This window comes from Acinetobacter towneri (genome assembly GCF_001758345.1).
Classification (GTDB): domain Bacteria; phylum Pseudomonadota; class Gammaproteobacteria; order Pseudomonadales; family Moraxellaceae; genus Acinetobacter; species Acinetobacter towneri_A.
In genome coordinates, this window is sequence record NZ_MKQS01000064.1 from 1 (window position 1) to 21743 (window position 21743).

General features: G+C 38.3%; 16 protein-coding genes, 1 tRNA gene and 4 pseudogenes. 12 read left to right on the forward strand and 9 right to left on the reverse strand.

Annotation, left to right across the window (positions count from 1 at the left end):
- The first annotated feature begins 3 nt into the window (after window positions 1-3).
- Window positions 4-543 (forward strand): IS630 family transposase, encoded by a 540-nt coding sequence (locus BJN41_RS14050; RefSeq protein WP_141730351.1) that lies wholly within the window; start codon window positions 4-6, stop codon window positions 541-543.
- 443 nt (window positions 544-986) lie between these two features.
- Here BJN41_RS14050 and BJN41_RS14055 read toward each other — a convergent pair whose 3' ends face one another.
- Genes BJN41_RS14055 through BJN41_RS14070 form a run of 4 tightly spaced genes read right to left on the reverse strand, consistent with a single transcriptional unit; the run spans window position 987 to window position 7595 of the window.
- A complete protein-coding gene (locus tag BJN41_RS14055) occupies window positions 987-4541 on the reverse strand; it encodes a hypothetical protein (protein WP_070155948.1) in 3555 nt (1184 codons plus the stop codon).
- 11 nt (window positions 4542-4552) lie between these two features.
- On the reverse strand, window positions 4553-6877 hold the full coding sequence (locus BJN41_RS14060) for a hypothetical protein (RefSeq protein ID WP_081406311.1): 2325 nt from the start codon (window positions 6875-6877) through the stop codon (window positions 4553-4555).
- A gap of 4 nt (window positions 6878-6881) precedes the next feature.
- Window positions 6882-7334: a transporter gene (locus BJN41_RS14065; protein ID WP_070155950.1), complete on the reverse strand. Its 453-nt coding sequence runs from the start codon at window positions 7332-7334 to the stop codon at window positions 6882-6884.
- A 51-nt stretch (window positions 7335-7385) separates the two neighbouring features.
- Window positions 7386-7595 carry a helix-turn-helix domain-containing protein gene (locus BJN41_RS14070; protein ID WP_070155952.1) on the reverse strand — a complete coding sequence of 70 codons (210 nt, stop codon included), beginning with the start codon at window positions 7593-7595 and terminating at the stop codon, window positions 7386-7388.
- A gap of 111 nt (window positions 7596-7706) precedes the next feature.
- Between BJN41_RS14070 and BJN41_RS14075 the strand changes: the two genes are divergently transcribed.
- Together BJN41_RS14075 and BJN41_RS14080 are read left to right on the forward strand one after the other, a co-directional pair.
- Window positions 7707-8618 (forward strand): hypothetical protein, encoded by a 912-nt coding sequence (locus BJN41_RS14075; protein ID WP_070155955.1) that lies wholly within the window; start codon window positions 7707-7709, stop codon window positions 8616-8618.
- A gap of 358 nt (window positions 8619-8976) precedes the next feature.
- Window positions 8977-9303, forward strand: a pseudogene (locus BJN41_RS14080) (transposase); the annotation flags it as partial.
- Window positions 9304-9355: 52 nt separating this feature from the next.
- Here BJN41_RS14080 and BJN41_RS15740 read toward each other — a convergent pair.
- Together BJN41_RS15740 and BJN41_RS14085 are read right to left on the reverse strand one after the other, a co-directional pair.
- Window positions 9356-9526 (reverse strand): annotated as a pseudogene (locus BJN41_RS15740) (IS5/IS1182 family transposase); the annotation flags it as partial.
- A gap of 192 nt (window positions 9527-9718) precedes the next feature.
- Window positions 9719-9795: transfer RNA gene (locus BJN41_RS14085), tRNA-Ile, on the reverse strand.
- A gap of 230 nt (window positions 9796-10025) precedes the next feature.
- Here BJN41_RS14085 and BJN41_RS15055 point away from each other — a divergent pair.
- The 3 genes and pseudogenes from BJN41_RS15055 to BJN41_RS14095 form a co-directional block, all read left to right on the forward strand.
- Window positions 10026-10211, forward strand: a pseudogene (locus BJN41_RS15055) (IS982 family transposase); the annotation flags it as partial.
- A gap of 12 nt (window positions 10212-10223) precedes the next feature.
- Window positions 10224-10628 (forward strand): annotated as a pseudogene (locus BJN41_RS14090) (1-acyl-sn-glycerol-3-phosphate acyltransferase); the annotation flags it as partial.
- A 99-nt stretch (window positions 10629-10727) separates the two neighbouring features.
- Entirely contained in the window at window positions 10728-11477 is a 750-nt protein-coding gene (locus BJN41_RS14095) for a YebC/PmpR family DNA-binding transcriptional regulator (RefSeq protein ID WP_070155957.1), read from the forward strand.
- 75 nt (window positions 11478-11552) lie between these two features.
- Here BJN41_RS14095 and BJN41_RS14100 read toward each other — a convergent pair whose 3' ends face one another.
- Together BJN41_RS14100 and BJN41_RS14105 are read right to left on the reverse strand one after the other, a co-directional pair.
- Window positions 11553-12023, reverse strand: coding sequence for an Lrp/AsnC family transcriptional regulator (locus BJN41_RS14100; protein WP_070155959.1), 471 nt, complete (start codon window positions 12021-12023; stop codon window positions 11553-11555).
- Between the two features lie 454 nt (window positions 12024-12477).
- Complete coding sequence (locus BJN41_RS14105) at window positions 12478-13242, reverse strand: glutathione S-transferase family protein (protein WP_019836238.1); 765 nt, start codon at window positions 13240-13242, stop codon at window positions 12478-12480.
- A 266-nt stretch (window positions 13243-13508) separates the two neighbouring features.
- Here BJN41_RS14105 and ychF point away from each other — a divergent pair, with 266 nt between their 5' ends.
- Window positions 13509-14600, forward strand: a complete 1092-nt coding sequence (gene ychF, locus BJN41_RS14110) for a redox-regulated ATPase YchF (protein WP_070155961.1) — start codon at window positions 13509-13511, stop codon at window positions 14598-14600.
- A gap of 130 nt (window positions 14601-14730) precedes the next feature.
- Here ychF and BJN41_RS14115 read toward each other — a convergent pair whose 3' ends face one another.
- A complete protein-coding gene (locus BJN41_RS14115) occupies window positions 14731-15222 on the reverse strand; it encodes a hypothetical protein (RefSeq protein WP_019836240.1) in 492 nt (163 codons plus the stop codon).
- 119 nt (window positions 15223-15341) lie between these two features.
- Here BJN41_RS14115 and BJN41_RS14120 point away from each other — a divergent pair, with 119 nt between their 5' ends.
- From BJN41_RS14120 to dapC, 5 genes are all read left to right on the forward strand, one after another.
- Window positions 15342-16079: an AzlC family ABC transporter permease gene (locus BJN41_RS14120; protein ID WP_171066633.1), complete on the forward strand. Its 738-nt coding sequence runs from the start codon at window positions 15342-15344 to the stop codon at window positions 16077-16079.
- Window positions 16076-16423, forward strand: a complete 348-nt coding sequence (gene ygaH / locus BJN41_RS14125; RefSeq protein ID WP_019836242.1) for an L-valine transporter subunit YgaH — start codon at window positions 16076-16078, stop codon at window positions 16421-16423. Before BJN41_RS14120 ends, ygaH begins: the two co-directional genes overlap by 4 nt.
- 181 nt (window positions 16424-16604) lie before the next feature.
- On the forward strand, window positions 16605-17822 hold the full coding sequence (gene purT / locus BJN41_RS14130) for a formate-dependent phosphoribosylglycinamide formyltransferase (protein WP_070155963.1): 1218 nt from the start codon (window positions 16605-16607) through the stop codon (window positions 17820-17822).
- A gap of 27 nt (window positions 17823-17849) precedes the next feature.
- Entirely contained in the window at window positions 17850-20516 is a 2667-nt protein-coding gene (gene glnD, locus BJN41_RS14135) for a [protein-PII] uridylyltransferase (RefSeq protein WP_070155969.1), read from the forward strand.
- Window positions 20517-20536: 20 nt separating this feature from the next.
- Window positions 20537-21706, forward strand: a complete 1170-nt coding sequence (dapC, locus tag BJN41_RS14140; protein ID WP_070155971.1) for a succinyldiaminopimelate transaminase — start codon at window positions 20537-20539, stop codon at window positions 21704-21706.
- Window positions 21707-21743 lie beyond the last annotated feature (37 nt).

Here is a 21743-nt window from a genome sequence, read left to right on the forward strand (position 1 = left end):
CAGATTGAAAAATTACGAGAGCAAGCGGCACGTGGTGAAATTATATTAGGTTATGTTGATGAAACAGGGTTTTCATCTACACCTGATAACCGCTATGCGTGGACAAAGATAGGTGATGTTCATGCGGTTGATGCAATAAGATTAAAACGAGTTAATGTCATGGGGTGTTTGCTTTCAACGGGGAAACTGGTGACAAGTTGTTTACAAGAGTCAGTTACAAGCACTTGGTTTTATGCCTATTTAACTGGAATAGCTCAACAAGTAAAACAGACTTATAACCTTCCATTGGTTCTTATTGTAGATAATGCCTCGATTCATAGAAGTAAAAAGATGGCTGATTACAGAGAGCTACTTAAAAGTAACTTTTCGACGAATTTGTATTTTATTCCAGCTTATAGCCCTGAGTTAAATCGAATCGAGATGGTATGGAAGCAGATGAAATATTATTGGCGAGATTTTCAAGTCATGACAGCTGATAAAATAGAGCAGTGGGTGGAGAGAGTATCAAACCAATTCGGAAAAGAATACATGTTTACTTTTTAATGACAGCTTAGCTAAATTAAAAACTAGAATCATTATTTTAAAAATACTAAAAAATCTTTAATTAAAATCAACTTGTCAATTAGCTTTCCAGAACTCTTAAAAACCTATTTAACATAGATTAATTTTAAACCAAATTAATCCTTTTACTACCAGTAAAATATATTACTCATATGAATAATAATTCCAGATCATTTTATTAATTTTAGCCTAAATTGAATATGAAATTAATTCTCAAGAAAATTTCCAATTCTGAATAAAAAATGTTCAAAAAAGGCTAAAAATGGGTGGAGGATTTCTACCCTTATTTACCCAGTTTTTGAGAGCTAAAACCCGATTTTTTGCAAAAATACGGAGAAAGAGAAAAACTGCAAAATTCAAAACAACAACATCCATTTGTTTTTATTTATTTTTATTTTACAAGATTTCCGTTCGTATGCGTAACCTCAGGTAGAACCCTGAGCTATCTTTTTGGGGCGTTCTTGATGCTCTTTCACCTTATAGAAAATGCTCTGCAACAGCATCTTTTGAATAAAATTATTATCTTTTGGTATTTTATTATTACGGATTACATATTTTATTATTTTAATTTTACCCTCTTTTAAATCATTCAATATATTTGAATCAGGTTGCTCCCACTCTAAATATGATGTGCCTTCTGAATAAATTTTATCAATACAATCTATAAATTTATGGTAGTCATTCAGATCTTTTTCACAGGATACCTTAAAGGTTAAAACAGGACGATCTTTTGCTAATGAAATGTTATTTTCTAAGCAATAAAAGAATTCTTTAAGAACTTTCCGGGTTATCTTTTTATTTAATCTAAAAGGTTGATCAATCTGATAGTGATCGGACCATTTCACCATTTGATTCCAGGTTGAACCAATATAATCCTCACTGTTACCTTCATTTTTTACGCGCTTGGTGTAGATAAAGGACGGCTGACTGATCGATTGAATCAACTTCAATAATTCAGCATCAATCGTTTCGCGTGCGTTGCCTTCTATCCACTTATGGTAATTGTCTAAAAATATTTCACGGTATAAAAATCCATCCTGCTGTTGAGGCAGTTTTTGCTTTAGCTTGTTTTTTAACGGGTCAAGTTGAAGATCATTTTCTGTGGGTGGATGAAATTTCTTCATCGCTTTTAAAATATCTCTTTCATTCGACTGAAATTCAATTTTGAAGCCGTGATGCATCAGATGACTATCTCCTAATAACACTTTGATCAGTTGAGGCGAATATTCACGGTTGGCTTGATAAAACATATCGGCAATCAGAATCTGCAGATGATGTAGATATTGTCTAGCGGTCATCCGAATATCTTCATGCCCCATCAAATGCGCGAGTCGAGACCAGGCCTGGGCACTACGCGATGAAGCATTCTTAATATTGGGCAAAATGTGCTTTTTAAGCTTAGGTCCAAACCCGGGATGTGAATCGGAATTATAGTCAGTAAAACAATCTACCAACGCTTTACTGCCTTTTAACAGGATAGCCAAATGTGAAGCGGTACTATGCCTGAAAGCATGAAAGGTATATTGATGATCATCTGTCCCCAATACAGTATTAAACAGCTGCTGGGTAATTCTGGATAAATTTGTACTCGATAAGGGTTGTTCACCCAATACAAAAAGTTGTTTGGTTTTTCTTTTACAAACGGCTGCAGCCGCTTTAGAACCAGGTAACAGGTTTTGATAAAAGCGACAGAATCCTGTAAATTCATCCGGTGCTAAAAAATATGCCAAATCAAACTGGCGGTTAGCATTGTCACTTTTCAGACCACGCTCTGAATTCAGACGAATCCTAAGGGTTAGATCATCGATATCACCCGTTGTTTTATTCCTTTTCTGGTCAGACTGATCACCATTCTGCTGATCCGAAGGAAACTCGAATACATAATAAAGCTGTCGATTGTCTGGATGTTTACGCAGCTGTGGAGATACAAAATCATCGATACAAATTCTGGCAGCCTCATCAATACGTAAGCCTAGTCTAAATGCCAATATATAGACCCATTGCAGACAAGTTGCATCCTGCTCGGTCAGGCCTAGAGCCGTTGGATACTCTCTAAGAATTCGCATCATCCATCCAAACATCTGAGGACTAATCAATCTGGTTTTCAAAAATAAGCCATCACTTTGGCGGTCATATAAATATTGCACAATCGGTGCACGATGTTTATGAACCAAGTACTGGTGGAAGGCTTTCAGCCGATCGAAGGCATCACCAGAGGTATTGTGTTTTTTATTGTTCTTGGTTCTAGCGGTTTGTTTCTGTTTTTCCTGATCATTCAGCAGTTTTTCTTCAACAATCGTGCGGTACATTTCCTCAAACTGATCTTCAGTAGCGGTCTCTAGATTGAGCTGCTGTTCTAGGACATAATAAAGTAGGTTAAGTACGAAACTGCCATAGTAACGTTGGATCGTCGATACCTTAAGGACACTTTTTCCCGTCTTCTCTTGGTAAACAAATTCGCCTTTTAACCACTGGCATATGCGTAAATGTGCAATGGCAACCACATAATCCAGATACTCGCCATTTCCAGCTTCATAAGCAGATTTATAGTCCTCGGATTTTTGGATGCATTCTTGGAGTTGATCCGCGAGCTGTTTGAGTTTGATACCCTGATGAAAAGATAAAAGCCAGGATTTCAGATTATGTCGTTTACCAATGCGTCGATCATGAAACGTTTTGACCGTAACTGTAGGCATCTCCAAGTCTAAAGTGGGAGGATTTTTTTCAAGATTTTTGATTCTGGCTTGAATGGTTTTCCAGCGATCAGGTTGATCATAGAGCTGTGTATACTGCTGATAGATTAAAGGCGAAGTGATGATCTGATTATTCAGTACATTGGTGCTGAACACATCCAGATCGGGAATCTCTTGCCATAAGACATAATCCATATGTTTAAAAATAGCAAAGCCAGTTTTTTCCAGACCTTTTAAAAATAGCTTCACGTGATGATCAAGCTGTTCAAATCGCACATTCTTAGGCGATTTTTTAGAGGCTTTCTCGTCCCCCGTATCCTGCTTCTTCAGATTCAGTACATTATCGAAATGCGTCTTGAGTTTTTCTAGCAGTAAGGCTTCGCGCTGAATCGGCGTTATAGCTCCACTATATTCTTTTTCCCAGCACTGCAATGGTGACGTGTTTTGTAATTCATACGCTTGTGGTCCATTGAGTAGCTGCTGGATCCTTCTGTAACATAGCATCGCAAAGGCATTGAAATAGATGTGCTGAGTTTGCCATAACTCCGCCTCTTTCTCACCATACTGCTGATAGATGTTGCCATATTTTGTCGAAGGCAAAGTGTAAGAAAAAACATAAGCATGATGGCAATTTGGATAGATAGAGAGCAAGCCACTATCGAGGTTCATATTAAAAATGGCATCATGAATGGCCAATAGCCGTTCAGGTTGAATGCATCCTTGATCAAAAATTAATGAAATACACAGACATTCAAACAAGGTATTCACTAATTTTTGTTGCTCTTCGGCCGTAGAGTCTAAGAAGATACCTTGGGTTTGTTGTTTGAGATAATCCGCCCAATTCACATACAGTTTTTCTTTTACCTCGGCAAGCATAATGCCCTGCTGTAGTTTGCGGTCAGAAAAAACATTGTCATAACGTTTAGCTGAGTAGACTGTCCAATCTGGCAACTTAATCTCATAGCTTTGGGCATAGGAAGGGTAATCCTTTTGCCACTGCTGGTTTTTCACCTTACAAATCCGTTTCACTTGTTTAAAACAGAATTGAAGGTAATCTGCAGCCTTGTCCTTAAATTTGGATGTTTGGCAGAGCTGCTCTAAAACTGCTCTATAGAGAGTAAACTTGTCCAGAATTTGCTGATCAAGCCACTTAAAATCAATTTGAGTAAGGTCAGAATTTACATCTGTGTATGTAACAGTGATCAGCTGAGAAATTTCCTTAAAAATGTCGGCGATCCCACTTTCAATGGCATTTTCTAATTGAACTTCGATTTGTTTATCAAGCACGGTATGATCCTTTAAATTACTTCAAGCTTTACGATTTCTAGTTTGTTGAGCAAGCTTTCAACTTGTTGCTGAATGTCGTATTTGTAGAGATAAGGGCTTAATCCAGAAATGTGACTGAATCCCATCGTCTGTTTGTCATGGGCATACAGCGTATTGTGAATATCACCACTGAGATCAAGATGATTTTTAGTGAAATGCCTTGGCCAGTTTTTATAAATCTGCACAGTCTCTTTGAGGTAATGCGTGACAAAATCAGCAGACATCGGCTGTAGCTCCAAATGCTCCACGACTTCGGCAAGATTCACTGGACCTTTCTTGGACTTGATCCAAGGATATGAGATGACATAGAGCATAAAACCCTCGTTTTCCAATTGCGCTTGCAAACTTTTTATCCCGAGTGATTCGATGGTTTTCGTCAGATATTTTCGATATGCATTGAAATGATCCTGCCAGTAGCCTGTAACAGGAACAGGACGTCCTACTTTTCGTGAATCAGTTTTTTTATCATGCACGTAAAGCAGTTGTGCCTTAGGATCATAATGTTTCAGTAACCCCGGCATGCCGACTATTGGACGCACCGTCAGGCAGATTAAGGAAAGATGCCACATCCAAATGCTGTAAGCATTCAGCTTCTCGATCCGATTGGCTTGAGCACTCGCTAATGTGTTTTTGACAAAATGATAAAGCTGATTAAAAAATTCACTCGCTGCCTCTATAGTCCAGCAACGCTGACTGCCGATACGTTCCTCACGATGAAAAATATAACCAGGGTGTTTATGCTCAATCCATGGATCACCTTTTCTACGGTCTAATAGAACATTGATATAGCCTTGAAAATGCTGGTCGATTTGATCGATCTGGCGCCCTTCATAGTTCCATTGCACGATATGATGGGTATCCCGATTGGCCAGCAAGTGTGCAACCAAGTTATCACCAGTCTCCATATCCAAATGGAAATAGATTTGTCGCTCCAACATCCCGTAGGTGATTTCACCAATCTGATACTCTTTAAAGACTTCCCGCAAAAAATTATTGTATTTAATCGCACAAAATTCACGTCGCTTTAAATTCTCTAAAGCCTTTAAACTGGTGATCCACGGTTCTGGAATACGCCATTCCAGAGTTAAGGCCCGATTATAACGCTGTGCTTTATCCTGCATGGCACCAGAATGATTGGGATTGAGCTTGGGATCAATCACCCAGTAATAATGGATGACTTTGTTGATTGATTTTTCTTTGATTCTGCCACCCTCAATCAAATTCTTAATCTTTTGAAAGATCGTTGGACTCAGCCCCGTCAAGAGACACATCAAACCACACACAGCTAAAGACGATTGATATGGATCAGTTCTGATCTTTTCTTGATAACATTCCTGCAAGAGATGATAGACCAGATGTAGTAAACTGGGTTTCACATAAAGCGGATTCGTTTTATAGGGTAAGTCACGTCGCTGAATGCGCCGTCCCTGTTTTTCAAGCTGTTCCTGATTTTTCTGCTGGTCATCAGAAAAAATCTCCTTCTCCCGCTTAGCGATCCCATCCTGTTCAGGATCAGAAATATTGATGTCTGTATCTTGTCCAGTATCCTCATTCTCTACATCCAACGATGATGTGCCTGAATCAGATTTATAGGTCATGCCCTTTTTAATATCGTTAATTAAAGCCTGAACATTAATTACTGTTGAATTTAATCTACTATTGGCAATCTCGTTGAAAACAATAATAAATTGTTGAATATAGCGGCCAAGATTAAGCTGTTCAAAATCATTTTTTATTATTTTACGCTCTAAAAGAATTTTTAACTCGTTGGCATCAAATTCATCCATAGCTTGGAGTTTGCGTGTAACTTTTTTATACAACAGTTTATTTTTCTCAGTATTCGATAACTGCTTTTGCAAAAGAAGTTTTAAATTATAAGATACTGTATTGATTTTATTGTTGTTTTTACAATTATTTAGAATAACCTGTTTTTCATCCTTTTCATCCCTTGTAATCTGAGGCTCTAACAAGATGATTTCCTTCAGTATTTCACACAAGACTGCAGTACAAAGATAGGAATAGATAAATACTTCTTTTTGTTGGTCGCTTAGTTGTCCTATAGATGCACTTTTAGTCCATTGCGTTAACCCTGCTAGTAATTTCTGTTGTGTCACTATCCGATTATTTTTAATCACCACATGTATTTTGTGAGCAGCAGCATAGAGTTCCTGTGCCTGCTGATCTTGCGCCAGGAGCTGATTCAAAATTTGTTTTTTTTCGCTCAGGGACTGATTGACCCATTCTTCCAATAATTTGGTTTCTTCGTCTAACTCTGACGATTTATCATTTTGACTCATAAAATCACCATAATTTTTTAGGGTAAAAATTGAAAGTTAGGTTTTGCTCTAACTTGAGGTTCAAGTCTTTATGCAACTTGAAGTATTTTTTATAGGTGCTGGCACTCAATTGAACACAACGCTGTGGATGACGATCTATCCTCATATGGTGAGATAACTGCAGAACCAAGGCATCGGACAATTGAGTAAAAAAGCAGCTAAAAAGCACAGCGTGTATCTGTTTATGTTTGTGCTTTGGGATCTGCTTAATATCTTGAGAAATTTTTTGGATTAACAATTTCAGGATCTCAAATTCATTATTCACTTGATTGGCTCTAGCATCCTTTTTCAAGGTTTTTTTGATATAAACATCTAACTTGTTTTTTAAATTCAATATAAATGAATGAATAAAATCTGGCAGGTCTAATATCAAAACTGCTCTGAGTTTGATCAAGACTTCAAATGATTTTTTTTGCATGTTGAAACCTAATAAATAGGTATGAGCAATTAGTCCATACCATCTTCAAAATCAGTCTTCTTTTAAGCCAGCAAATTTGTAGACATCCGCCTTACTCCAACGAAGAGTACGTCCATGTCTAATAGGATTAATTGGGCCGTTTTCATACAACGCCCATTTACGCAATGTTTGTTCTGCATACCCCAAAAGCCTAGCTGTCTCTCTAGTGGTCAATAAAAGCCGATCATCTGTAATCGGCCTATGTTTATGCTTAAATGACATTTTTTTCTCTTTAGAATGATTTATAGCTATAAAAACATATTCCAACGGGTACAGAAAAGAAGTATAATTTTAAAATATCTTTACCCCAACTTTAGTATGGAGTAGCAAAATTTGGGACGCAGAGCTCGTGGTATTTTGGAATATGCCAAAACGATTACTTGGTATGATTATTTATTCAATGAAGCTAAAAAATTGAAGGAAATAAAAATAATAAATGAATACCAGTTTTATAAATTTATGTATTCAAACTCTATATATTCACCTGAGGCTAAATTATTTAGAAAATATAAATTTGGTTTATCTACACCTCAAAAAGCATGGAAAAAGAGTACTGAGGAACTTATACCTAGTGCGATCGATATTATTGAACATCCGATTTGGAATATTGAAAATCTTGAATTCAACTCAGATAAGGTTATAAGCGAAATGCACAATTTAACTTTAGGTATTCGCGAACATGTAATATCCGAAGGAGTATATACTCCACAACCAGTATCATATTCAATTTTAAAAAAAATCTCTGCTTTCCATGATCTTGATGCTATTTATGCTATTTATCTTTTATATCAATGGGGATTAATCATTAATAATTATCAGTTATGTAACTGTTGTGCTGTAACACTTGAAAAAAACTTAGAAAAATTCTTATTAAATATTAGCTATCTGCATAGATCTCACATTTTTTTGTTTGACATAATTTTTAATAAAATAAAAAAAGTGAATTATAAAGACTTAACTATTGCTGAAGTAACTAATATAAATTGGCGCAAGTTAAGAGGTACTGATTGGAAGAGTAATATTCGAATGAACTCATATGTATCCGAATATAATTTGAGCAAAAATGCTGTTATATCAAAAAAATTGAAAAAAAAAGAAATTTACATTTCTTATTCTGATTCTTTAATATTGAAGGTGAAAATTGCTACTGATCCAAATGATCTAATTGCCCTTAACTTTAATGATTTGTTTCCTTCCCACATCATATTCTATATCCAAAAAAATAAAACTGAAAATCACAATTAAAATCTATGCATAAAACTAAGTAAAGGAGTATCTAATATCTCCACCCAACGCTGCAAATGTTATACAGGTCAAGAAAAAGCACAATTTTTTTCTATGACTATGCAATCTGGATTAAATGCTAGCCATTGAAAAATTAAGCGAATCAAATTTACAGAAAAAAATGGCTTTGTTGCATAAATACATAACCAACTGATTTTGTTCATTTAATTTTTAGGTTGAAATTCATACAAACCTATTTAAATCAGAAGCTTACAAAATCTTTATGCAACAAAGCCTCGCTGATATTTACTTTTTAATTTGAGCAGGTTTTGTTGCATAAACCTAGCCTAGAAAGATTATTCGGCCCTATAATTTCACTATGAATAAACCTGCTCCTAAAATCTATCGTACAACTAACTGGTCTTCCTACAATCGTGCCCTCATTAACCGAGGTGATATTTCCATTTGGTTTGATCCAAACACTCAGTGGTATGCACAACCACAAGGCAAGCAAGGTCGAAATCAAACTTACTCTGATACCGCTATTCAATGCTGTTTAATGATCAAATCTCTATTCAGACTCTCTTTACGCATGGTCACAGGTTTTGTTCAAAGTTTGATTAAACTGTGTTGATTAAATTGGACTGCGCCAGATTACAGCACGCTTTGTCGAAGACAAAAACATATTGATATTGCGATTAGCTATCTGCTTTGTTGCATAGACATTCAAAAGCTGAGTTTTCCCAATTCATTCAAATTTAAGTGATAACTTGGGTGTGAGGTCTACCCAATTCCGTAAATCTATTCAGAACTACTACACGCGCATGAATTTCATTGACCTGACTTTAAAAATGTCTTGCCGTCAGCTTATCTCCTAATAATTTGATACATGGCATTTGAGTTTCCACCAAACTACGACGGTGATAGCCCATATTAGGCCGCCCTATACCCACCAAATTGTCACTTTAATTTGAGTACCTACAGAAATCTCTATTTTTAAATCGTTTGTTTATCAAAGCCAATGGAAAATAATGTTGATTCATTCCGCTTACTATTTGCTTACCAGACTCTAAAAACAAAAAAACCACTTACGATTAGTACACGTAAGTGGTTGTTTTATATGGTGGGCCCACCCAGACTCGAACTGGGGACCAACGGATTATGAGTCCGCTGCTCTAACCGACTGAGCTATAGGCCCTAAAATTGAATTTGTTATAATTCAACAAGTTCAAGCGCAAAGAATACTAGCGAAGTTTTTTTAAAAAAACAAGCTATTTTCAGAAATTGCGGTATAGATAATCATCAGACAAATTTGATTATTATTGAAATAAAAAAATACACCTTCACTTTCCGAAAATTTGCCCGATGAAATTTTAAACGCTTCTCTTTACTCACTTCCAAAAACAACTCAAACATTGACCAGATTAATATCACCTACGGCAACGCAATAAGATAGAAACATTATTTAGCTTATTGAAAGATCAATACAATTTAGTAACGAGTAAAGCACGTAGTATTCATGGATTTCTTAGTGGAATATATGCTTCGTTATGTGCATATCAATTAACCCATCGGAATAAGCCAATAATTCAAATTATGGAATCATCGGCTTAAGCAGGATTCCGATTAATTAAAAAAGAGCTTTTTAAAGGGCCGCTTAAACCCATTTTGGAAAAAATCGGCGGCATTCCAGTCGACCGTAAATCTAGCAAAGATATAGTTTCGCAAATGATTGAACTTTTTGATCAAAATGAACATTTCAATTTGGTCATCGCACCCGAAGCAACTCGCGCAAAAACAGGTGAAGCCCGCAAGCCAATTCGTACAGGTTTTTGGCATATTGCCAAAGCAGCCAATGAGCCTATCGTTTTAATGTATGCCAACTCACAAACCAAACAAGGTGGGATTTTTGGCAAAATCTATCCGACAGATTTAGATCACGATATGGCACTTATCCAACAATTATATAAAGAACAAGTGGGCTTAGATATTGTCATTCCTGAGCCAAAAACAACTCAAAGCAACACTTAAAAAACCTAAAACTCTGCCCTTTATCTAAAAAAAGGGCTTATGTTAGAATGGGCGCAATTTTGATAGGCATACTGCCAATCTGTAAGGAGCATAGTTCGCATGGCGGGTCATTCCAAGTGGGCCAACATTAAGCATCGTAAAGCCAAACAAGATGCTAGTCGTGGTAAGTTGTTTACCAAATTTATTCGTGAATTAACAACTGCTGCAAAGCTCGGCGGTCCAGATGCGGCAAGTAACCCTCGTTTACGTGCTGTTGTGGAAAAAGCACTTTCAGTTAACATGACACGTGACGTCATTAACCGTGCCATCCAGCGTGGTGCAGGCGGTGAAGATAACGACGATCTTAAAGAAGTAACCTATGAAGGTTATGGTGTAGGTGGTGTTGCGGTTATTGTAGAAACCATGACAGACAACTTAAACCGCACCGTGCCAGATGTACGTCACTGTTTCTCTAAAACTGACGGTAACTTAGGCACCAATGGTTCTGTAGCATTCCTATTCACCAAACGTGGTGAAATTTCATTTGAAGATTCATCTTTAGAAGATCAAGTGATGGAAGTGGCTTTAGAAGCTGGGGCAGAAGATATTGAAGTGTCTGAAGATGGTATTTTGGTTATTACTACGCCAGAAGCTTTTGGTATAGTTCAAGATGCGCTAACAGCAGCAGGTTTGAAATCTGACAATGCTGAAGTGGTTATGAGTCCATCGACCAAAGCAGAAATTACAGACATCGACCAAGCCAAAAAAATCATGAAAATGATTGATATGCTTGAAGATTTAGACGATGTTCAAAACGTTTACACCAACGTTGAATTCTCCGATGAGGTTTTAGCACAATTAGACGCATAATCTGTCTAACTGTACTTCCTAAAAACGCACGTTATCGTGCGTTTTTAATAGATCACACAAAATAATGCTAATAAATTAAACTTTATTTAATAAACCATGACAGTTTAAAACATCATATTCTTTAATCACAAAGCTAGAATGCAAACCTGCCACATGCTCAATTTTACCAATCCTTTTTAGTAAAATTTCACTGTAATTTTCCATATCTCGTGCCACAACCTCTACAATAAAATCTGCAGCCTGTCCTGTCACCAAAAATGCGCGTATCACTTCAGGAATACTTTCTAATTCTTCCAAAAATTTGGCAAAAATATCAGTATCGTGTTTGCTCAAAGATACCTGCAACAACACATGTAAACTAAAACCCAGTTTTTGATAATTAATTTCACGCTTTAAACCTGAAATAATTTTATGATCGATCAGACTTTTAATACGTCGATGCACTGAACTTACCGACAAACTAACCCGCTCGGAAAGCTCATTCAAATTGACATCTTCATAGCTTAAAATTTCTAAAATATGCTTATCGTAACGATCCAATTCCATTTTAAGCACTCAATTTAATCAGATAAAAATTAAACACATACCGCCATTATACTTGAATTGTTTTGCAGACTAAGCATTTTTAATGAAAATTCTTTCCATGAGTAAAGCAAAATCTTTATGTTTTAGAAATAACCGCTGATCGCTAGAGCAACTACATTGACAAAGGGGATTTCATTGAACCTATTGTTTTGAAAGATTTAAATTCTCAACAATCCAATCAATAACGGCTTCGTTCATAAATTGTCACAATCATAGCCGTCTATTTTTTGCAAGTTTAAGAAATGTATTAAAAACAGAGGCGCTCAACAATAAGCACAATACGCTGCCAAACTCAGTACAGAATTTTAATTAGAATCACTAAAATTCTTTGTTCTAATTCTTGGCTCTAGGGTTTTAGCCATCAGTATACAAAAATAGGCGCAGATTGCACGTAGGTTTATTAAGGCAATAACATTCAAATACCGCGCCAATCTACACGTGCATTACGCTCAGTTTGATAAATACGAGAAACATATTGTCCTAAAGGCAAATCCAGCAAATACTTTTTATAATCTTTAAATTCTTCAGAAATGACTTCATCGTGTTCTTTTTCCCACGGCGTACCTGAAATTTCTAAAATAGGTGCAAGCATCGAACACACTGAAATATCGGCTAAACCTAAACGCTCACCTACAAAATAACGTCCATAATTATCAATCAAATGTTGATTTAAAATGACAATTAATTCATCCATCCGCTGTTTAGATTCTGCGACTTTATCTTGATCAAGTTGATAACCCTTAGATACCAAAGCTTTAATAATTGGCTTGGAATATTTAGAAAATTGACGCAAATAGCCTTTTTCACCAATTAAAATTTCCAGAGGTTCTTCACTTTCAGATAGTGCATGCGCCAAACCCCAACGACGCACATGCTGCCCCAATTCATCAGCCAAAGTATTTATGGCTAAGGCATGTTTATATTGCTCAGCATCACTGCGTAACAAGGCATGTTCGGGATAAATATCGTCCAAATATAACGCAATTTGAGTCGAATCTGCTATCCAACGCTCTTGATCACGTAAAATAGGTAATTTATTTTGCCCTGTTTTTAATTGGGCAAAAGCGCGATGCACACCTGGAATTAAGTTTTGCGCTTCATAATATAACTCTTTATGATCCAATAACCAGCGAGCTTTCTCACAAAAATGAGACAAAGGAAACTGGTATAAGATGCGCATAAAATCTCCATATTTAAATTTTGATATCCAAAGCAGTATCAATACTGTGCTTGTCATACTTTAGTCATAGCTTCTTATAATTACAATGTAATTTTTATTCAAAATTCAGGCGAGACAGTCAACACTACAAAATCAATTCCTGCTAGAAATTCAACAAACAACGCCAAGCACGTTGGATTGGAGAAACATCTGTTCGATGACCTGACTTTATCTGCCCTTTCATGTAAAATCGTGCCTAATTTTAAATAACACGTTGTGAGTTATTCATGGGTTTTAATTGTGGTATTGTGGGCCTGCCAAACGTTGGTAAATCTACGCTTTTTAATGCTTTAACCAAAGCTGCAATTGCAGCGGAAAACTTCCCGTTTTGTACCATTGAGCCAAATACAGGCATTGTACCTGTGCCAGATTCGCGCTTGGACAAATTGGCAGAAATCGTAAATCCACAACGTGTAGTACCCACCACGATGGAATTTGTGGATATTGCAGGTTTGGTTGCAGGTGCATCTAAAGGTGAAGGTTTAGGTAACCAATTCCTTGCCAACATTCGTGAAACCGATGCAATTGCGCATGTGGTTCGTTGCTTTGAAGATGAAAACGTGATTCACGTAAATGGTAAAATTGACCCATTAGATGACATTGCAACCATCAATACCGAACTTGCTTTGGCCGATTTAGAAACGGTAAGCAAAGCCATTACACGCTTAGCAAAATCTGCCAAAGGTGGCGATAAAGAAGCCGTAGCGACCAAAGCCGTTTTAGAAAAAATTCAACCTTTACTAGATGATGGCAAGCCTGCACGCGCAGCCAATTTAGATGACGATGAACGCAAATTGGTTCGTGGTTTTGGTTTATTAACCTTAAAACCAACCATGTATATTGCCAACGTGGCAGAAGATGGCTTTGAAAACAACCCGCACTTAGATGCAGTCAAACAACTTGCTGCAGAAGAAAATGCGATTGTAGTACCGTTATGCAACCAAATTGAAGCCGAAATTTCATTGCTTGAAGATGAAGATCGTGCAGAATTCCTAGAAGCTCTAGGTATGGAAGAACCGGGTCTAAACGTCGTGATTCGTGCAGGTTATGCGCTGTTAGGTCTGCAAACTTACTTTACTGCAGGCGTACAAGAAGTCCGCGCGTGGACAGTGAAAGTAGGTTCAACTGCACCACAAGCGGCAGGTGTAATTCACACTGACTTTGAAAAAGGCTTCATCCGCGCAGAATGTATTGCTTATGAGGATTTCGTACAATACAACGGTGAAGCAGGCGCAAAAGAAGCAGGTAAATGGCGCTTAGAAGGTAAAACTTATATCGTTCAAGACGGTGATGTTTTACACTTCCGCTTTAATGTCTAATTGTTTTAATGTTGAGTTTTAGAACAATGCTTGCAGCCATGCATTGATTCAACAAAAAACCTCGATGTAAGCATCGAGGTTTTTTATGGGCAACTCTGCATCACATCAATACAAAGTAATCTCAATTCAACTAAGACTGCACCACATTACCCTTTTGTTTCGGGTCGGTATTACCCAACTCAGGGTGCGCCAAAGCATCAGCACATTGTTTTTTATCACGTTCATAATCAGCTTGTTTTTGCGATAGGCTACTTGAACTGTCAATCGTCGCACGCGCCCAAATTTCCAAGCTAGTCAGGGCTTTACGACACAGCGCATATTTCCCTTCAGTTACAGAGTCGGTCATTTTGACATTAATACGCCAGTCAGTACTTAATTTACGGGCAGGTTTGCGGACTTTATCTTCAATTAAATTACGCTGTTTACGATACACGTACGGCTCAACTTCATTCATCAATTGCCACGCGGCTTGCGCATATACAGTTGCATCATTCGTGAGTTTTGGCGCAGGCTTAATTTCTACTGTTTTTTTCGGGTTGTTGTCATTGCTACACGCTTGCAATAAGAGGCTACTGCATAACATTGAAGCAAGCAGGATTACAGGTGTTTTCAATTTCAACATATCGGTTCGCCCATACAAACAATTCGGCATCATGCTAATGATTTCAAGTATAATACACAATCTTCATTTGACCCATCGTTCAACTTTCTCCCACAAGGTGTGTCGTGTCCGTACACAATATTCAAACTGCACCCGCAGCAAGCTTTTGGCAAGGTGCAAAAGATAGTCAGGCAATTATTTTCACCTATCTACCTGTTTCTTTTGCTTTTGGTGTTTCTGCTACTCAATTCGGCTTTAGCGCATGGGAAGCCTTATTTTTATCCTGCTCGATGTATGCAGGAGCAAGTCAATTTTTAGTCGTTGCATTATTGGGCAATGGAACCTCAATTTGGATGACTGCTTTAACAGTGATTGCTTTGGATATTCGACATTTACTTTACGGCCCGGCCTTACAAAACCTGATTCAAGATCGTTTAAATCTCAAAAAAACTGCAATTTGGTCATGGGGTCTGACTGATGAAGTCTTTGCCTCAGGCATGATTAAACTGTCACAACGCCGTCAGGAATGGTCTGAATCATGGATGCTTGGACTGAGTTTATTTAGTTGGTTGTCTTGGGCATTAGGCTCTTTGTTAGGTGGATTATTTGCCGACCAAGTCACTAAAATGCCACAGTTTTTACAAGCGGCACTCGACTTTTTATTACCCGCGTTATTCCTTAGCTTCTTACTGGCCGCTTTTGAAAAGAAACACACCTTTGTTGTGGGAATCACCATTTTAGTGTCTGCCGTGGCTTGTTATTTTATTGACTTATCTGCTGCAATTTTTATTGGGATTTCTTCAGGTATTTTGGCGGGATTATTTAAACACTATGTATTAAAACAGCCCGACCCTGAACATACAGGAGCAAAATCATGAGTTTGGAAATTATTTTGGTCGGGATTGTGGTCGGTATCGCAAATTTCGCCTCACGTTTTGGGCCATTTTTTGTGATTCAAAAGTTTCAACAAGGCTCACGGCAACGTGGTGCGTTATGGCTCAAAATCGCTTTGAGCAGTATTGGCATTGCCGCAATTAGCTCTATGCTCGTAGTTGCAACCTTGCCACCTTTGCTTGAAACACCCAATAAAAGTTTTGCGATGTTAATTGGCTTTTTAATACTCATAAGTTTGTATTTTAAGTTTAAGAAAATCGTACCTGCCACACTTACCGCAGCCATCACCTATGGTTTAATTTATACCTATGTGCCATTTTCATTCTAATGTGTCTATGGCTTAGAGCTTGAATCGCCCAAATGATCTATTTCAAGATTCACTCTTAACTACTTTAAAGCACTGAATGCAATACAAGCAGATGACAAAATTATGAGTTTATTGCAAACAGGGCTTAACTCATAGAACAGTTCTGCTATGCTAAAAGCCCACTTTAGCAAGGACGATTCACATGAGCGTGACCATTGGTACTCCCCTTCAATCTTCTGCTTTTAAAGTTTTGCTATTGGGTTCAGGGGAACTCGGTAAAGAGGTGGTAATTTCACTGCAACGCTTAGGCGTAGAAGTACATGCTGCCGATCGCTACGACCATGCACCAGCCATGCAAGTCGCACATTATGCTTATACTTTAAACATGGCAGATGCCACAGAATTAAAACAATTGATTGAAAAAATTCAACCCAATTTAATTGTGCCTGAAATTGAGGCGATTGCGACATCCGTTTTACTGGAAATTGAAGCGCAGAATATTGCAACGGTCATTCCATCTGCCAAAGCAGTAAATTTGACGATGAACCGTGAAGGTATTCGTCGTTTAGCTGCCGAAGAATTAGGTTTACCAACATCAGCTTATCGCTTTGCCAATTCACTCGAATCTTTCCGTGCTGCGTGTGATGACATTGGTTATCCCAACTTTGTGAAACCTGTAATGTCATCTTCAGGCAAAGGACAATCACGTGTCACTTGTTTTGATGAAGTTGATACCGCTTGGGAATATGCCCAAACAGGCGGACGCGTCAATCAAGGCACAGTAATTGTGGAATCACAAATTGACTTCGATTTTGAAATTACCTTATTAACCGTACGTTCTAAAAACCCAGAAACTGGTGCGATCGAAACTTCATATTGCGAGCCAATTGGTCACCGTCAAGATGCAGGCGACTATGTAGAAAGCTGGCAACCTCAAGCTATGAGTGATGCTGCCTTGACTGAAGCCAAACGAATTGCACACAAAGTGACTACTGCATTAGGTGGTTGCGGTATTTTTGGTGTAGAACTATTTGTGAAAGGCGATAAAGTCTGGTTCAGTGAAGTATCTCCACGTCCACACGACACAGGTTTGGTGACATTGGCATCACAATTCCAAAGTGAATTTGAATTACATGCCCGCGCAATTTTAGGCTTACCTGTCAATACCACACGCCATAGCGTTGCAGCCAGTGCAGTGATTTATGCAGGTGTTGATGCAACAAATCTTTCATTTTCTGGCTTGAATCTTGCATTAGCACATCCCGATACAGATTTACGTTTATTTGGCAAGCCTCAAGGTTTTGAACGTCGTCGTATGGGTGTTGCGACTGCGCGTGCAGAAACCACAGAGAAAGCGCGTGAGCTAGCTCAGCATACTGCGGAGACTGTTCGCGTACATTTAAACGAAAATCAAAATTAAGCTCGTCATTGCATAACGGAATTGTCCATGATCATTACATTACCCTTGCTGAATTATGTAAAAAGCAACCATGACATTCAGGCCATTAACCAATGGCGCACCGATGTCGAAAATCAGCTACAACAAYGTTTTGAAAATGGACAATCCATTCGTGAAGTGATTTTGGCGCGTTCTAACCTGATTGATGAAGCGCTCACCTTTTTATGGCAACATGCCGAATTAGACAAAACCGATTTAAGCCTATTTGCGGTGGGTGGCTATGGACGCAAAGAAATGCTCCCTTATTCCGATGTCGATATTATGGTGTTGTCGGAAGATGCAATCACAGCAGAACAAGAACAACTTATTTCGACTTTTATTTCGTCTTTATGGGATGTTGGCAATTTCAAACCTGCCATCAGCGTACGGACTATTCAAGACTGTGTGATTCAGGCAACCAGTGATTTGACTGTTGCAACCGCCTTGATTGAAGCACGTTTAATTACGGGAAATCAACAACTTACCAAATGGCCGCGTCGTATTGTTTCGCAAACTTGGACAGATAAAACATTCTTTGATGCCAAAATGGAGGAACAAAGCAAACGTTACGCGCAGCACAATGACACCGAAAGTAATTTAGAACCCGATATTAAAAATGCTCCCGGCGGTATTCGTGACATCAATCAGATTGGCTGGATTGCCAAACGCCATTTTCGGGTCAATCGTATTTACGACTTGGTGCATTTAGGTTTTATTTCAGAGTTTGAATTAGGTGTACTCGAAGAAGCTGAAAGCTTTTTATGGGAAATACGTCATCATCTCCACCGTTTGACCAAACGTGATGAAAACCGTTTATTGTTTGATTATCAAAGAGATATTGCAGCAACTTTTGGCTATGTTCGAGAGGAAGGTAAACCACAAAACTACCCAATTGAACAATTTATGAAACGTTATTATCGCTCTGCACAGCAAGTTTCAACTTTAAATGAAATGTTGCTGGCCTACTTTAATGAGTCGGTCATTACCCCGCGTTTGCCTAATTATGAACGTAATATTGAAGAAATTAATGAAAATTTTAAACTGGTCGATGGCAAACTTGCCGTGCAGCACCACAAAATTTTCTCAGAAAAACCAAGTGCGATTTTAGAAATTTTCTATTTATTGGCCAATCGTCCTGAAATTGAAGGAATTCGCGCACGAACACTGCGCTTACTAACACTTGCAGCCAAGCGCATTGACCAAAGTTTCCGTGATGATCCCACCCATCAAGCGCTGTTTATGGCAATTTTGCGCTCACCACACCGTTTGTATAATACCTTGGTGACTATGAAACGCTTAGGCGTTTTGGGCAATTACATCCCTGCTTTTGGACAAATTACAGGCTTAATGCAATATGACTTATTCCATATTTATACAGTCGATGCCCACACTCTACTATTGCTGCGCAATTTAAGCCGCTTCAAAGAACCTGAATTTGCGAAAGATTTTCCTGTGGTCAGCTCGGTATTTCAACGTCTCGCCCGTCGTGATATTATTTATTTGGCTGCGATTTTTCATGATATTGCCAAAGGCCGTCGTGGTGATCATAGTGAGCTTGGTGCGGTAGATGCGATCGAGTTTTGCCGTAAACATGGTTTTACCGAGCGTGAATGTAACCTTGTGGCATGGTTGGTGAAAAACCACTTATTGATGTCAGTTACAGCACAGAAAAAAGACATTTCCGACCCCGATGTGGTCAAAGAATTTGCCGAAAAAATGGGAGATATGGAGCATTTAGATTATCTCTATACCTTAACCGTTGCTGATATTAACGCGACTAATCCAACACTTTGGAACTCATGGCGCGCATCCTTAATGCGACAACTTTACACACAAGCGCGTGATGTCATTCGTTCAGGGCTTGGGCGTCCAGTCGATTATCAAATGCTGATTGAAGACACTAAATTTGCTGCCAGCGAATTACTGGTCAATGATTTTGAACTGAGTGCTGTTGAAAAAGTCTGGCAAGAACTGGGCGATGAATACTTTATTAAAGAATCTGCCGATGAAATTGCATGGCATACCCGCGCAATTTTGGAGCATGGTGATAATCCTGCACCATTAGTGCTCATGCGCGCGCACCGAAAATCAGCGCAAGATGCGGTACAAATCTTTATTTACACTCAAGACCAACCCAACTTATTTGCCACGACTGTCGCCATTTTAGACCGCATGAACCTTGATGTTCAGGATGCACGAATTATTACTGCGACCAAAGCCTTTAGTTTGGATACTTATGTGGTCTTAGACCGTTTTGGCACACTCTTAACAGACCCTGAACGTGAAGAAATGGTGATTGAGGCTTTGGTCAATGCCTTGAGCCAGTCAGATAAATATCCAGGTCTAATGCAACGTCGTATTCCGCGTCAATTACGTCATTTTGACATTGAAAACACAGTAGAAGTGACGTTCAATGCAGCACTGAATCAAAATATGGTTGAAATTGCCACACTAGATCATCCAGGTTTACTCGCCAAAATTGGTGGCTTGTTTATGATGCAAGGCTTAGATATTCACTCCGCCAAAATTGCCACCTTGGGCGAACGTGCCGAAGATATTTTCTTTGTCACCAAAAAAGATGGCAAACCAATGACCAAATCTGAAGCAGATACCTTTGCAATCCAGCTCAAAGCTGCTTTAGATGAGGCCTCTAATCAGGTCTGTGGTCAACATTAACTTCAATTTACGGAACATCCATGAACTCAAGTTTGTCCTTATTACATCCTTATCCTTTTGAAAAGCTAAACAAACTATTTCAGGACGTACAACCTGCAAATTTGCCGTTAATTCCACTGACTATAGGTGAGCCTAAACATCCTGCACCTGAATTTGTCAAGCAAGCCATTATTGATAATTTTCAGCATTTATCAACTTATCCAAACAGCAAAGGTCTGCCTGAGTTACGTCACAGCATTGCCAATTGGCTGACACAACGCTTTCATTTAAAGCAAGTTAATCCAGACACACAAGTTCTCCCCGTTTCAGGCACACGTGAAGCGATTTTTTCTTTCGTACAAGCCTTGATTCGACGTGAAGATGCGCCTTATGTAGTGATGCCCAATCCGTTTTATCAAATTTATGAAGGGGCAACTTTATTGGCAGGTGCTCAACCCTATTTCATCAATTGCACCGAAGACAATAATTACTTGGGTGATTTTGATGCCGTACCTGCAGAAGTCTGGGAGAAAACCGCATTATTGTTTGTCTGTACACCGGGAAATCCAACGGGTGCAGTCCTTTCAAAAGCACAATTTAAAAAGCTGATTGCCCTGTCAGATCAATATAATTTTATCATTGCATCCGATGAATGTTATTCAGAATTATGGTTTGACCAAGCGCCTACAGGTTTACTGGAAGTCTGTGCCGAACTTGGACGCGATGACTACAAAAACTGTATCGTATTCCATTCTTTATCTAAACGATCAAACTTACCTGGTATGCGCTCAGGCTTTGTTGCGGGCGATGCAAACTTTTTAAAACCTTATTTGCAATATCGTACCTATCATGGTGCGGCAATGCCTGTACAACACCAATTAGCCTCTATTGCAGCTTGGGATGATGAACAGCACGTTGAAGATAACCGTATGCAATATCGCGCCAAGTTTGAATTATTTCAAACGGAGCTTGGGCATTTATTGCCATTAAAAAAACCAGATGCAGGTTTTTATTACTGGCTCAAAGTCGATCATGATGAAAACTTTGCGAAAATGTTGATGGAAAAAGCGCATATTAAAGTGCTTCCAGGGCGATATTTATCTCGTGAAACTGCACAAGGTAACCCAGGTGAAAACCATGTTCGCTTAGCTTTGGTTGCAGATTTGGCACAATGTGAACAAGTAATTCAACGTCTTAAAGCAATTTTATAAGTTAATGATTTCAATTATATTTAAGGCGATCATCTTA

Excerpts from the sequence above, each read along its gene's own strand:
- BJN41_RS14060 (WP_081406311.1), bottom strand. The coding sequence starts at position 6,877 with ATGAGTCAAAATGATAAATCGTCAGAGTTAGACGAAGAAACCAAATTA.
- BJN41_RS14065 (WP_070155950.1), bottom strand. The coding sequence starts at position 7,334 with ATGCAAAAAAAATCATTTGAAGTCTTGATCAAACTCAGAGCAGTTTTG.
- BJN41_RS14070 (WP_070155952.1), bottom strand. The coding sequence starts at position 7,595 with ATGTCATTTAAGCATAAACATAGGCCGATTACAGATGATCGGCTTTTA.
- BJN41_RS14095 (WP_070155957.1), top strand. The coding sequence starts at position 10,728 with ATGGCGGGTCATTCCAAGTGGGCCAACATTAAGCATCGTAAAGCCAAA.
- BJN41_RS14100 (WP_070155959.1), bottom strand. The coding sequence starts at position 12,023 with ATGGAATTGGATCGTTACGATAAGCATATTTTAGAAATTTTAAGCTAT.
- BJN41_RS14105 (WP_019836238.1), bottom strand. The coding sequence starts at position 13,242 with ATGCGCATCTTATACCAGTTTCCTTTGTCTCATTTTTGTGAGAAAGCT.
- ychF (WP_070155961.1), top strand. The coding sequence starts at position 13,509 with ATGGGTTTTAATTGTGGTATTGTGGGCCTGCCAAACGTTGGTAAATCT.
- BJN41_RS14115 (WP_019836240.1), bottom strand. The coding sequence starts at position 15,222 with ATGTTGAAATTGAAAACACCTGTAATCCTGCTTGCTTCAATGTTATGC.
- ygaH (WP_019836242.1), top strand. The coding sequence starts at position 16,076 with ATGAGTTTGGAAATTATTTTGGTCGGGATTGTGGTCGGTATCGCAAAT.
- purT (WP_070155963.1), top strand. The coding sequence starts at position 16,605 with ATGAGCGTGACCATTGGTACTCCCCTTCAATCTTCTGCTTTTAAAGTT.
- dapC (WP_070155971.1), top strand. The coding sequence starts at position 20,537 with ATGAACTCAAGTTTGTCCTTATTACATCCTTATCCTTTTGAAAAGCTA.